The sequence below is a fragment of the Vibrio sp. Vb1554 genome (assembly GCF_033344235.1).
Genome location: NZ_JAWPOJ010000026.1, coordinates 22935 through 35671, shown reverse-complemented (window position 1 = coordinate 35671; position 12737 = coordinate 22935). Strand labels below are relative to the sequence as shown.

Genomic DNA, 12737 nt, shown 5'->3' with positions numbered 1-12737 from the left:
CCTTATAAAAATGAGTGGTTAGTAACAAAAGTTGACAAACTATAGATGGGTGTTTATTGTTTACGCAAATTAGTTAGTAACAAAAAGTTATATACCCAGGAAGGGCATGTAGAAGGGCACCTAATGACCACCAAACTATTTTCTTCCCGCATCATTCAAAGCGCTTTGGATTTCGATGTCTACAAAGTCAATATGATGAGCGCTGTAACAGCGCTTTACCCTGATGCGATGGTGTCATATAAGTTTATCGTGCGCAGTGAGGAAGACCTCTCTGAGCTTTTGCCCGAGGTAAAAGCCGAAGTCCTTAAACTGCAAGATATTCAATTTACGCAAGAAGAAATTGAATATATTAAGCGTGTCGCGCCTTACCTGAATCCTGACTTTGTTGATGCACTGCGCCATTTCCGTTTCAACCCACAAAGTGATGTCTCTTTCCATAATAAAGCCATGGCTGATGGCTCAAGCCAGTTAAGAATTACCATTAACGGTTTGTGGCGAGATACCATCTTGTACGAAACGATCATCATGAGTATCGTGTCTGAAGTTCGTAGCCGTCAGCGTTGGTCAGATATCCCTGTTGCGCAATTTACCACTGTTTTAGAAGAGAAAGTTCGACACCTAAAGTCGGAACTAAAACGTCGTAACATTACTAACTTTAAATTTTCTGACATGTCGACGCGTCGACGTTTTTCCTTTCAAGCTCAGCGCACTATGCTGGAATATTTGTGCCAGGAAGTGCCGGAATGTTTGACAGGAACAAGCAACTATCACTTAGCAAAAGAGCTAAACTTGACGCCTATCGGCACGGTTGCTCATGAATGGTTTATGGGACACCAAGCTCTGGTGAATGTGCGAGATTCGCAAAAAGTGGCGTTGCAACGTTGGCAAAAAATGTTTAATGGTGCACTAGGTATTGCGTTAACCGATACGATTGGTATCGATGCTTTCCTTAAAGACTTTGATGAAGAACTAAGTAACGCGTACTTCGGTGTACGTCACGATAGTGGTTGCCCTTATAGCTGGGGTGAAAAAATGATTGCACACTACCAGTCGCTGAATATAGACCCATTAACAAAAACACTGGTGTTTACCGACGGACTTAACTTCGAACAAGCGTTAGATATTTGCGAGTATTTCCAAGGACGTATTCAGGTGAGTTTTGGTATCGGTACTTTTCTTGCCAATGATATGGGTGATTATGTCAATAAAGATGGTGAAGCCTACCAGCCACTTTCTATCGTGATAAAAATGGTCACGTGCAATGGTTCACCGGTCGCCAAAATCAGTGACGAACCTGAGAAAGCCATGTGTGAAGATATCTTCTTTTTGATGAATCTCAAGCGCCGCTTTGAACAACCTCTTGATTTAAATGAGTGTCGTAAAATGATCGATCGTTTAGAAACTGAAGGTCAAAATTATCTCATCGACGCGTAGGCGTTATCCTCTCTCCATGATAAGCACCCTCTATCGTTACGACAAATTTATATAGGTAAACGTGGAGGGTGATTTCGTTATAGTAATATACAGAAGTAACCAGATACAGCGCAGGAAAGCACTCAAAAGTTGATGTGTTATCTGCCTTTGATTGGTGTAAATCGATACGTTACAGCATCGTGGACGGTGTATCTCATCCGACACTAAACTCAGTCTAATCACGTAGTTTATTCCCACGTACCATGAGCTCACTCGGGTATAGACGTCTATCTGCTTTTATGACTTTGGGCTTCACGTAGTTGCTTGAATCAGGAGTCAAAATGAACCTAGTAGTACATTTGCAAAAGAAAGCGATCCGAAAATATGGCTATGAGATGGCCACTCGCCAAGCATGGAAGTGTGGTATCAAGGCAAATCTTGTAAAGCGCGTGATTGGCCTTTTTAAAGGACAAATTGTTTGTGTGGTTGAAGGTTGCCGAGCAGAGTTTTCTTCTCCTCTTAATAACCCCCTTCACGAAGATGACAAGCAGGGGCGATATGTGTTTGTTGGCGGTGTATGCTGGGAACCAAATAACATTATAGCGCCTGGTTTCCCTGATTTTATGTTTATGCACGTGCGTAATCTAAGCCACCGTCATAAGTATTTAACGGATGACGAACTATTTTTGAGCTTGGCTTAAAAATAAATCTCATAGACTAGTCCAGCCCAATCATAATCAGTAGTGATACAGTTTTAGCTCTGTTGACATTCTGCTGAGTGTTTCTTGACGTACCTCTTATAAAACAGTGTTTCTTTACTTGTTAATAACAGAGGGTTTGTTTTCGTCTGATGTGATTTCCCTTTTGCGATTTACCATAACGCTCATCAAAGCAAACCATACTGGGATGTAAATCATGAATATGAAATCTATCGCAATTGCAACGGCAGTTGTTGCTGTACTAGCAGGCTGTAAAGACAAAACGCCACCAGCTCCAACTCAAGCAAACATTACTTTGGTTGAAGCGGTGACTGAAACGGTGAAAAAGCCGCACCAAGTATGTAAAGACGTGGTAGTAACCGAGCAAGTTGCCCCTGCGGATGACAATAAAATTATTGGTACGGTTGGTGGCGCAGCAGCTGGAGCAGCGCTGGGCAACCAAATCGGTGGTGGCTCAGGTAAAGTGATTGCAACTGCAGCTGGTACGATTGCTGGTGCACTGACAGGTCGTAAGATCCAGGAGAATGTGCAAAAAGGTGATGTAGTAACAACGACGAAAAAACAGTGTCATACAGAATATACGACATCTGATAAAGTAGTGGGTTACGACGTCACTTACGAAGTTTCAGGTGCACCAACGACGGTTCGTTTGGCGAGCAAGCCAGCGACAAAAACGTTCCCAATTCAAGATGGTAACGTTGTTCTACCACAATAGTTAGCGACTTAACCGAAGCGATTAACAAGCCCTTTTATCTTTGAGATGAAAGGGCTTTTTCACACAAGCGGCGTTTTCATCTGTTTTCCTATTGGAATGTGCGGCCAGAAATACCCGTTAATTTCCGTGTTCGATACAATCACTTTTCTAAAAGTACGAACGGAAAAAACATGGAAGATTTTTACCTGACCGAGCACGGTTTGGCTGGTTATTTCGAAGCGCAATGGTTCGACAAGTTCATTGAGGATCAACAGATTGAGATGATAACCAGTCGCTCAAAACAAGTCCCACTTTCTTTTTTGTCATCACCTCACTGCTCCCAAGTTGCTGATTTTATTGCGCAGGCGGTAATCGAAAGCAGCGTTCAGCCGTATTCCCTACTTGAGGTTGGGGCGGCGCTGGGAAGAAATTATTATGAGTTAGTGCAACGCTTACCTAACCTTAGAGAAGCGACGCTTGTGGAGCCTTCAAATAGGTTAATGGATGGCTTGAAGCAACTATTAATAGAAGAACAACGCGTCGAGCTTACTTACCTTCACGATGTGAACACCTTAAACACTTTAGAGGTAGAGAATAGAGATATCGTACAGAAATGTGCTCATGTTGATTTGACGCTAATTAACCAGCCTTTTGAGCTTGATACTCTCCAATCTCGCTTTGATTTAGTCGTATGTTTAAATGTGATTGATCAATGTGAGTCGCCACTTAGCGTGATCAATGCTCTAAAAAAAACCACCAAGGTGGGTGGGCTGATCGTTGTCTCTTGCACTTATCAGTGGAACGCGAAACACATCAAAAATAAAGAAGAGGCGGTTGATGATATCAAAGAATACTTTGCTGAAGGCTGGCGTCTAGTGTCGGAAGCCGAGCATGAATATCGCATCCGGTTTAATGATCGCTTTGCAAGGCAGTTTTTATCTCACGTAGTCGCTTACGTAAAAAACGATTAGAGCCACATAAAAAACCGAGCACTTACGGCTCGGTTTTTTAGTCTTTGGGCTAGAGCACAACTTTAAGTAACGTGCGCTTCTTGTTGCTCTTGCAACTTTTTCTTGCGACGCTCTCGTTTAGAAAGCCAAACCAGAGGCACAACAATCATAATGGTTCCTATTGCCATAAATATATCTGGCACTTCTCCAAACCAAATCAATCCCACAAACACGGCACCAATTAAGCCACTGTATTCAGCGCTAGCAATTTTGTTGCTATCGATCGAGCGGTAAGCGATGACACATGTTGCTGCATAAATCATGATGAACAAACTTGAGCCAGCAGCAACAGGGAAAGCACTCCAGTCCCAAGGTTCTGCTTCGATCAGAACAAGCAAGAAGGCTACTGGAATACCTGCCAAGTTTGTCATCAATAACGTTTGCATCACAGACTGATTTTTTGGCAGTTTTCGAATGAGCAAGTTATTGATTGCTAAAGTAATTGCAACAACTAAAGCTGAAATGGCTGCCCAATCGATTTGGTCTGGACGAATGATGACCAATACACCGGCAAAGCCCATTATCGCTGCAGCGACCGATTGCTTAGACAACTGTTCTCCAAAAAAGATTGCTGCAAGTGGCAACATGATCAATGGCGCGGCGTAAAAGATCGCGTTCGCAGTTGCGAGCGGTAAAGATGAGATCGCCAAAACCATGAATATTGCACCAAGTAACCATACGTGAGCGCGAACAGCATGCCACTTAAACCCTTCAAGAAAAGGCGCATTTTTTGTTAGCAGGTAGACTGGCAGCAGGAAAAGCACCGCTGATATTTGTCGGAAAAAGACAAATTGAAAAATAGGCACTTCATTTCCGACACTTTTAATTAAAGAGTCCGAAAGCACCGCAATGAGATTTCCAACAATTAATAGCAGCATCGCTGCTCCGACCGATGTAACTTTCACTTTTTCCTCTCCTCTTTCTTTGCCAAAGAGTAGGTGATGTCATAGGATGAAGTGAAGTGATATTTATTAGTTTAAGTATGAGATTTTTAGATAATGAAATTGCCACCACTCAGAGCGGTTCACTGTTTTGAATCTGTTGCCAGAAACTCTAGCTTTTCGCTTGCTGCTGAAGAACTCAATGTGACGCAAAGTGCCGTTAGCCACCAGATACGATTATTAGAAGATTACTTGGGTGAATCATTATTTATCCGCCAAGGCAGAAAGCTCTCTTTGTCCGATACGGGCACACGCTATTTAGAGGATATTAGCCCAGCAATTAGTTCAATTGCGATAGCCAGCCAAAAGGTGCGAGAAGGGGACAAAGGCAGCATACGGTTGGCGATTTATAGCTCGCTTGCCGTAAAGTGGCTTATTCCGCGTTTGTCTGATTTTAAGCGCTTACATCCAGAAATCGACCTGACACTCAATATGGTCGTTGGTGATCCTGAACAGACAGACAGCGTTGGCGATTGTTTTATCACGGTAGAAAAGCCAAAGCGAAACTACATGTCGGTAAAGTTATACGCGGAGACGCTGTATCCGGTCTGCAGCCATAAAATTTGGAAAGAGTTGCAAGATCAACCGATTCCAGAAGCGCTTTGGCGATACCCTATTTTGTCGACAGACTCAATTTATCGAGAGAGAGGAAAAGATTGGGCTGAGTGGTGCAGAGCGGGCGGTTACACCTTGCCGAAAGATGTCGATGTTCAACATTTTAGTCATATGTTGTTGGCAATAGAGGCGGCGCGTTATGACCAAGGCATCGCATTTGCGAATGATTTTATGCTCAATGAAAGAGATAAAGCGCACGATTTGGTGTACATCCCTTCTCATGGATTGGAAACCGGAGACAGCTTTTATTTTATTCATAAAAAGAGTCGAGCCAAGCAAGCGGAAATCATCAAGCTCACTAACTGGTTGAAGCAGCAATGCTTGTGAAATGACTAAATTGTCAAAATTAAGAAAGAAAGTGGCAAAGTTGTGTCTAAATATTTCATGTTTTATTGAGTTTTTATTCATTAACATCCACTTGGTTTTGAAACCAAGTGAAATGGATAGCATGGCATGCTTAAGGATGGGCAAAACACAACCTCAATAATTAACAGGCAGTGAAATACAATGTTTAAAAAAACATGGCTAATGACAGCCCTTCTAGCAACATGTTCTGTTGCAAACGCAGCTCCTTACGTTGGTGCATCTGTAGGTCAAGCATCGTTTGGTGATGTTAATGGCTCTATCAATGGTGGTGGTACTAACGCTAGCACTAAACTTAAACTTGAAGATGACTCAAGCCTTTCAGGCAAAGTATTCGGTGGTTACAAATTCAACGAATACATTTCTCTAGAAGCAGCCATTGGTGGCTACGATGCTTTAGACGGCAAAGTTGTTACTGTTGGTGATATGAAGTATCTATCGATTCAGCCAAAAGCGACTCTACCGATTGGCGATCGTTTCAACCTTTTTGCTAAAGCTGGTCTTTCTTACTTCAATGCTGAATTCAAAATTAGCAACTCTGTGATTGACGGTAGCGCAGGCCATACCACCATTTCTGACAGCACTGTAACAGGCATGTACGGTTTAGGCGCAGAGTTCGCTATTACTGAAAACTTTGCTCTACAAGTTGAATGGGAATACATGATGCCTGAGCTAGACATTGCGAAATTTGGCAATGAAAAAGTAACGGTTGATGCAGACATCAATGTATTCTCTGTAGGTATGAGCTACCGTTTCTAAGAATACTTATTCAAGTTACCTCTTGGCTTAGTAAACGTTTTTGACTTCTGTTGGTCGAGCTGAGTCCAAGCTTTGAATTTGTTTAGATATAGCACAGGAAGTTTAGTTGCTAAGCGTCCTGTGCTATTTTTTTGCTTTGGAATAACTCTTAGGAATCTTTGTGAACGATGTCAATCTTAGGTATCTGGATCTACTGTTAAAGCACTTTGAACCTCACCAGTATCACCTTGTTACGCTTTCTGAGCTAGAAGCGGTGATTTGCACGTCGAGGCGCAATGTTTCTATTGTGATGAAAAAGCTTGCCACTTACGATTGGGTCGATTGGCAACCTGCGATTGGCCGAAGTAACGCTAGCCGTCTCAGTATTAATATTTCCCTCCAACAAGCGATGACCGAGTTTTTGGTTGAGGAGCTTGGCAGAGGAAGAATGAACTCAATAACGAAACTTATTGATTGGTTCGGTCAAACCGCGGTTAGAGCACTAACTATCGCTTCTGAAAAAGTGAATCGATTGAATGAATCAAATAACGCTATTTTGATTTCTTCTTACCCTTGGGTATCCAAAATCGACCCTGCGAATACTTACCGTCACACTGAATTACACGTCGCGAAAAGCGTTTATGACGTATTGCTGACCCAAAATTCCAATGGTGGTATCGAGCCATCGTTAGCACACGAATGGAAAATGGAAGGCAAGGTAATGACGTTATGGTTGCGGCCAGGCATATATCGCCATGATGGCGAGCCCCTTAACATACAGGATGTGGTTTGGAGTATAGAAAGACTCAGGGAGATAAAAGGACCAGTTCACGAGCTCTGGCAATGCATTGATAGCGTGGTTGCAGAAACATCTAACTGCTTAAAAATCATATTGAAGCATCCGAACAAGTTGTTTCCATACATGCTAGCAACTCCTCATGCGTCTATTCTGTGTCGAGATGTCGTCTCTTTCGGTTCTAGTTATTCCTACCACATAGGGACTGGGCCATTTAAAATCAGCGACTGGAACCAGGAGAGTATGACTCTTGAAGCGCACAAAGAGTATTTTTCAGCACGCGCATTGTTAGATCAAATAACGCTGTCTCATGGTGATGTTAAAACCTTAAATATGTTGAGCTTTAACCAAAGCTCCGATCACGTTGAAGTGGAAAAAATTAGCGCATTTTCATATCTGACCTACCGCGAACGTGCGGAATCCCAACTCACAAAAGAAACTTGGTATCAACTCGCTGATTACATCCATGTGCAAAAGCGAATTTATGATGCGCCAAGTGCCGTTGACAGCATTCAGTTAGAGACTCACGAGCAAGATTTATCAATAACAGATGGTGTTGTGATACCTAAACTGAAAGGTAAAGTGGTATTAGCTGAACCTGTCTGGACGATACCGAGTTTAATTCGTCATTCCGAATGGTTGCACAGTGTGATTCGTGCAACGGGATTGGAGTTGCAGATCGTCGTTATTGATGACATTAGTTTTCCTGAGGTAGTGTCTCACCAAGCAGACTTGCTCTTCATTGAGGAAGTCATGGAAGCACCATTTGAATATGGCATCTTCGAATGGCTGTCGATAGCAACTGGACTGCGTTTTAGTTTTGATCAAAGCCAGATGTTAAGCCATAGAGAAAAGGTTCGCAGGGCGATGGCAGATGATCACTCGCTACAGTCTTTATTAAACCTAGAGAAAGCGCTGCGCGATCAGTACCTATATTTGCCTTTGTTTGTTGGCTACGAAGAAGTGACAAAAACACAGCAAGTGCGAGGTGTGCAGGTGAAGAATACAGGCTATAGCGATTTACATAGGTTATGGATTGCTCATTCACACTAAAGTCTGTGTTCAATATGATGCAAATGTCCAACGCATAAAGCCATCGAAATGATGGCTTTATAAGGGCGTATCGGATTAGAAGTTGTACGACACACTTGCGCCAACAACCCATTGGTTTGCGCTATCAACGATAGAAGAGTCGCTGATACCGCTGCCTAGGCGCGTGTATTGTGTCATTTGGCTTACTTGCCAGTTGTCGTTGATTGGCATAACAAGTTTGTAGCCCACACCATAGCTTACCGTTGAATCACCTTTGTATGCTTTGCGGTTTGCGTTTGCTTCGCGTTGTTTTACACCAAAGTAATAATCTACGTAGTCTTCACTTTGATAAGTTAGGTTAGCAAAAGGAACAAAATCAACACTACCGAATTTCATGATGTGGAAGTAAGTCGCGCCCGCTAAGTAACCTTTGTAAGCACCGCTGATATCGTGCTGAAGGTACGTAGAAATGACGTTGTTTTGATCCAGTGTAAAGTCTGCGTTTAAACCTAGATCGACGGCGAAGCGGCGTTTATCTGTGCCTTTCAGGCTTTTCGCTGTATCACCGTCGCGCATTACACCGCTACCTACAAGGTAGGCACTCATGTTGATTAACTCATTGGTGTTACCGAAGAAGCGGTAGTTAATGCCACTTAGGTCAGCATTAAAGTCGTCACCATGGTAACCCCCGTTGAGAATTGGTGCTGTATTATGCTTTTGATCTTTGAAAAGATCGCTGCCTTGAGCCACACCAGCTTCTACGTTCCAACTGCCTTCGTTGTTGTAGATGTTACCGTTACGAATGTAAGTATCGCCAGCGAAAGCTGAGCCAGCAGCTGTCAGAGTAAGTAGTGCAATTAATGTTTTTTTCATCATTTTTCCGAGTTGTTCTGTTTTGTTTTGAACACTGTACAAAATGACGTTGTAAGCATCTATCGGCAAAGCGTATGGAAATGTAATGAACAATCAGGGTAAGAAGCAGAATGTTGCTTCAGAATAGAAAGGTTGCTGGAATAGCTTTCGTTAAAACAGCGAAAAAATCCGAGCTGGGGTGGCTCGGATTTGGGGTATTTATCAGGTATTGATACTAACTTCTTACTGTTTCGTTAAGTTGTATAGTGGTGCTAGGTCACCCGTTACTTTTTCGCCATTCATGTCTAGCTTCATAAGTACGTTTTCACCAACAAAGTATTGGTTTGGTGCATCTTCATTTGTCAACGTTACGATGCTGCCATTTGCGTCCCAAGTGAATTGACCTTCAGATTTTGATTGACCGTCTTCTTTGTCTTGGTAGCTTTCTTCAAGTACGTAAGTGCCATCTTGATTTAGTGTGATGGTCATATCGATACCAGCACAATCCGCGCAAGGTAGTGTTCCTTTGTAGGTGCCGTTCCAGTCCAGAGCACTTTGTGCGTTGTGTTCAGAGTCTACAAATGTCTCTTCAGTAATTACCTGTTCTTCTTCTACTGGTAACGTGTCAATTGTCTCAGTCGTAACGTCTGCACTGGTGGTGACTTCAGTTTCCGTTGCCTGAGGTACTTCAACTGCGCTTGTTTCGGCAGGTTTCTCATCTTGACAGCCTGCAAGAATTATTACCGCGCCTGTTAGTGCCAACATTGTCTTTTTCATTTTATCCCTCTTTAAATCAAGATTTTGTATGAGAGTAATAGTAGACATTTATCGAGGATTTGCGTCATCAAAAAGCAATAGAATGATCTAACTATGTCAATAAAACCGGATATGAGCATGAAATTGTCAGGAAAATCAGAACAATGTAAATGTTGCTTTGGGTATCAAGCTTGAGCCCACAGACAAATATCTAAAAAGGGGAGTGGGAGTGAGTTAATTGATAACAGCCCACATTGTTGTGAGCTGTATTATCAACATCATCTAAGAAACGTTATTGAAGCTTGAGCGTGAAGTGCCTCGTTTTGTGCTTCGTTGATCAGAAAACAGCTCCGCAATAACCTGACGATTTAATTCGCCTTTCAAATGGCCGTGCTCATCGATGACGGGCAGTGAATGTTCACACGACATGACTTCAGTCAGCACTTGCTCAATGGCTAAATGTGGAGAGATGATAGGCACCTCTTCATAGATATCATCACGCCAATCTGATATATGAGTTAACTTCGCTGCGTTTAGCAATCCTTGCTGTGTTATCACGCCTTGATAGCCTGCATTGGTCTCATGGTAGGCATAATCACGTTTAACACGTTTCATTTCACTTAGTGCATCTTCAATGGTTTCAGCGCGAACACAGTACGAAGGTGGCTGCATCAGCGTTTCGACTGTCAGTGCTCGCGCTCTATTGACGTCTTTTACAAAGGCTTCAACGTACTCATCGGCAGGATGCAGTAAAACTTCGTCTGGTGAACCTTGTTGGACAAGTTCACCGTCTTTAAGAATCGCGATGCGATCGCCAAGTCGAAGCGCTTCATCTAAATCATGAGTAATGAAAATAATGGTTTTGTGCAGCTTCTGTTGCAGCTCTACCAACTGATCTTGCATTTCGCTCCGAATCAGAGGGTCCAATGCTGAGAAAGCCTCGTCCATCAACAGTATTTCGGCGTCGGTAGCCAGTGCCCGTGCAAGGCCCACACGCTGTTGCTGTCCACCCGATAGTTGAGCAGGATACTGGTGCTCATAACCCGTCAGTCCAACGGTTTCTAACCATTCATTTGCTTTTTCTAAGCGCGCCTCTTTACTCATTCCCTGAACTTCCAAACCATATGCGATGTTGTCGATAACAGTGCGATGAGGCAGCAAGCCAAAGCGTTGGAACACCATAGACATCTTGTGACGGCGAAACTGTTCAAGTTCTTTGTTAGAAAGTTGCATGACATCCACCCCTTCTACCAAGATCTGCCCCATGGTTGGATCGATTAATCTATTGAAGTGGCGAATCATGGTGGATTTTCCAGAACCGGATAATCCCATAATGACAAAAATTTCACCCTTTTGAATTTGCAGGTTGATGTCTTTTAGTCCGACCGTGTGGCCCGTTTCCGCTAAAACCTGCTCTTTACTATGTCCCAACTTAACGCGCTCAATCACGCTATTGGGCTTGGGGCCGAAGATTTTATACAGACCGCTGATTTCGATAAGTGGACTAGTCATGTTTTGAGTCTCCTAAATGAGCTTGAGTGCGTTTCGCATACGCTTGTGAAGCACGATCAAAAAGGATTGCTAGGGCGACAATTGCTAAACCATTGAGAAGACCAAGAGTGAAATATTGATTGGTAATAGACTTTAGAACAGGCTGACCTAAACCTTTTACCCCAATCATTGATGCGATGACCACCATTGACAGTGCCATCATGATCGTTTGGTTAATTCCCGCCATGATGGTTGGCATTGCAAGCGGAAGCTGAACCCCAAAAAGCCGTTGCCGAGTGCTGGCACCAAATGCGGTTGCGGCTTCCAATACTTCTTTATCAACTAGACGAATGCCCAAATTGGTTAAACGAATAACCGGTGGAATCGCGTAGATCACTACTGCGATAAGGCCAGGAATTTTCCCGATGCCCAATAACATCACAACTGGAATGAGATACACAAATGCCGGCATGGTTTGCATGACGTCGAGTAATGGTGTTACCACCGACTGAATGCGATTAGAGCGCGCCATAGCGATGCCGATAGGGATACCAAGTGCTATGGCAAGCATAGTACATACAGTGATGATACTGAGCGTGCGCATAGTGTCTTCCCACATTCCAAAATAGCCAATCAGAATCAGCGAACCAAAACATGCAGCGGCCAGTTTCCAAGAGCGGCTGGCGGCATAAACGAGAGTGGTGCAGACACCTAAAATAATGAACCAAGGTGTAGAAATCAGAAGTTTTTCAAACCAGACAAGAAACGCAAGGAGCGGATCAAACAGAGACTCAATGAGTTCACCATACTCGCGAGAGAAATCTCTATAGGCGCCGTCGAGTGTTTTGCGAATCGCCCTGAGATCAGTGGCATCCATTTCCGGGAATTCGCTGAGCCAATTTGAGTCAGACATATGTACTTCCTTTTTCTGATATACCTAAGCGCTCTCAAGAAACTTAATTTGGCAAGAAGAGTAGGGCACCTAGGCCAAGTAATGGTCGTTCGACAGGTTCTGTATCGAAAGTATTACCCTTTAAGCTAAGGCCAATGTCGTCAAACTTCTCTTTTTCGTTCCTTAGGTATACATCCTTTTAAATAAAACAATCATTAGTGTTCAAACTAATGATTTGCTTGGATTATAGTTTTTCTTCTTCAATAAAATGAACACATTAGCGTGTATTTGTATGAAAAATCTGCGCAAACTAACGTTTTTATTATCCGGTTAATTAGAATTGATCTTTTTGTTCGTTTGTCATCAAAATTCCTAAATTATTAGATGTCTAATTAATGCTGATGTATTACGTATTTGTCGTGTTG

At 42.9% G+C, this 12737-nt stretch carries 12 protein-coding genes; 7 read left to right on the top strand and 5 right to left on the bottom strand.

Features of this window, described 5'->3' with window-relative positions; all coding sequences use genetic code 11:
* Positions 1-123 precede the first annotated feature (123 nt).
* From pncB to R8N28_RS18640, 4 genes are all read left to right on the top strand, one after another.
* The gene (gene pncB / locus R8N28_RS18655; protein ID WP_042523435.1) at positions 124-1434 is read left to right on the top strand and encodes a nicotinate phosphoribosyltransferase; all 1311 of its coding nucleotides are present in this window, start codon (positions 124-126) and stop codon (positions 1432-1434) included.
* A gap of 320 nt (positions 1435-1754) precedes the next feature.
* A complete protein-coding gene (locus tag R8N28_RS18650) occupies positions 1755-2114 on the top strand; it encodes a hypothetical protein (protein WP_005373947.1) in 360 nt (119 codons plus the stop codon).
* Between the two features lie 214 nt (positions 2115-2328).
* Positions 2329-2847: a glycine zipper 2TM domain-containing protein gene (locus tag R8N28_RS18645; RefSeq protein ID WP_005373945.1), complete on the top strand. Its 519-nt coding sequence runs from the start codon at positions 2329-2331 to the stop codon at positions 2845-2847.
* Positions 2848-3017: 170 nt separating this feature from the next.
* On the top strand, positions 3018-3797 hold the full coding sequence (locus tag R8N28_RS18640; protein WP_017819786.1) for a methyltransferase domain-containing protein: 780 nt from the start codon (positions 3018-3020) through the stop codon (positions 3795-3797).
* Between the two features lie 62 nt (positions 3798-3859).
* Here the strand turns inward: R8N28_RS18640 and R8N28_RS18635 are convergent, their stop codons facing one another.
* Positions 3860-4741 carry a DMT family transporter gene (locus R8N28_RS18635; protein ID WP_005373940.1) on the bottom strand — a complete coding sequence of 294 codons (882 nt, stop codon included), beginning with the start codon at positions 4739-4741 and terminating at the stop codon, positions 3860-3862.
* A 93-nt stretch (positions 4742-4834) separates the two neighbouring features.
* On the opposite strand from R8N28_RS18635, the gene R8N28_RS18630 reads away from it, so the two are divergent.
* The 3 genes from R8N28_RS18630 to R8N28_RS18620 all read left to right on the top strand — a co-directional run bounded on the left by R8N28_RS18630 (position 4835) and on the right by R8N28_RS18620 (position 8342).
* Complete coding sequence (locus R8N28_RS18630) at positions 4835-5719, top strand: LysR family transcriptional regulator (protein ID WP_065275140.1); 885 nt, start codon at positions 4835-4837, stop codon at positions 5717-5719.
* Between the two features lie 180 nt (positions 5720-5899).
* Positions 5900-6514: an outer membrane beta-barrel protein gene (locus tag R8N28_RS18625; protein ID WP_005373936.1), complete on the top strand. Its 615-nt coding sequence runs from the start codon at positions 5900-5902 to the stop codon at positions 6512-6514.
* 160 nt (positions 6515-6674) lie between these two features.
* Positions 6675-8342 (top strand): ABC transporter substrate-binding protein, encoded by a 1668-nt coding sequence (locus tag R8N28_RS18620; RefSeq protein ID WP_065275141.1) that lies wholly within the window; start codon positions 6675-6677, stop codon positions 8340-8342.
* Between the two features lie 75 nt (positions 8343-8417).
* On the opposite strand, the gene ompV is transcribed toward R8N28_RS18620, so the two are convergent.
* The 4 genes from ompV to R8N28_RS18600 all read right to left on the bottom strand — a co-directional run bounded on the left by ompV (position 8418) and on the right by R8N28_RS18600 (position 12333).
* Positions 8418-9194, bottom strand: a complete 777-nt coding sequence (gene ompV, locus R8N28_RS18615) for an outer membrane protein OmpV (RefSeq protein ID WP_042523313.1) — start codon at positions 9192-9194, stop codon at positions 8418-8420.
* Between the two features lie 222 nt (positions 9195-9416).
* On the bottom strand, positions 9417-9950 hold the full coding sequence (locus R8N28_RS18610; RefSeq protein WP_005373930.1) for a copper resistance protein NlpE: 534 nt from the start codon (positions 9948-9950) through the stop codon (positions 9417-9419).
* A gap of 261 nt (positions 9951-10211) precedes the next feature.
* A complete protein-coding gene (locus R8N28_RS18605) occupies positions 10212-11441 on the bottom strand; it encodes a quaternary amine ABC transporter ATP-binding protein (RefSeq protein ID WP_065275142.1) in 1230 nt (409 codons plus the stop codon).
* Entirely contained in the window at positions 11434-12333 is a 900-nt protein-coding gene (locus R8N28_RS18600) for an ABC transporter permease (RefSeq protein ID WP_042523309.1), read from the bottom strand. The genes R8N28_RS18605 and R8N28_RS18600 overlap by 8 nt, the downstream gene beginning before the upstream one ends.
* Positions 12334-12737: the final 404 nt, after the last annotated feature.

What these genes read in the sequence shown, in the direction of transcription:
- R8N28_RS18610 (WP_005373930.1), bottom strand. Translation starts at nt 9,950, where the DNA reads ATGAAAAAGACAATGTTGGCACTAACAGGCGCGGTAATAATTCTTGCA.
- pncB (WP_042523435.1), top strand. Translation starts at nt 124, where the DNA reads ATGACCACCAAACTATTTTCTTCCCGCATCATTCAAAGCGCTTTGGAT.
- R8N28_RS18640 (WP_017819786.1), top strand. Translation starts at nt 3,018, where the DNA reads ATGGAAGATTTTTACCTGACCGAGCACGGTTTGGCTGGTTATTTCGAA.
- R8N28_RS18645 (WP_005373945.1), top strand. Translation starts at nt 2,329, where the DNA reads ATGAATATGAAATCTATCGCAATTGCAACGGCAGTTGTTGCTGTACTA.
- R8N28_RS18650 (WP_005373947.1), top strand. Translation starts at nt 1,755, where the DNA reads ATGAACCTAGTAGTACATTTGCAAAAGAAAGCGATCCGAAAATATGGC.
- R8N28_RS18625 (WP_005373936.1), top strand. Translation starts at nt 5,900, where the DNA reads ATGTTTAAAAAAACATGGCTAATGACAGCCCTTCTAGCAACATGTTCT.
- R8N28_RS18630 (WP_065275140.1), top strand. Translation starts at nt 4,835, where the DNA reads ATGAAATTGCCACCACTCAGAGCGGTTCACTGTTTTGAATCTGTTGCC.
- R8N28_RS18605 (WP_065275142.1), bottom strand. Translation starts at nt 11,441, where the DNA reads ATGACTAGTCCACTTATCGAAATCAGCGGTCTGTATAAAATCTTCGGC.
- R8N28_RS18600 (WP_042523309.1), bottom strand. Translation starts at nt 12,333, where the DNA reads ATGTCTGACTCAAATTGGCTCAGCGAATTCCCGGAAATGGATGCCACT.
- ompV (WP_042523313.1), bottom strand. Translation starts at nt 9,194, where the DNA reads ATGAAAAAAACATTAATTGCACTACTTACTCTGACAGCTGCTGGCTCA.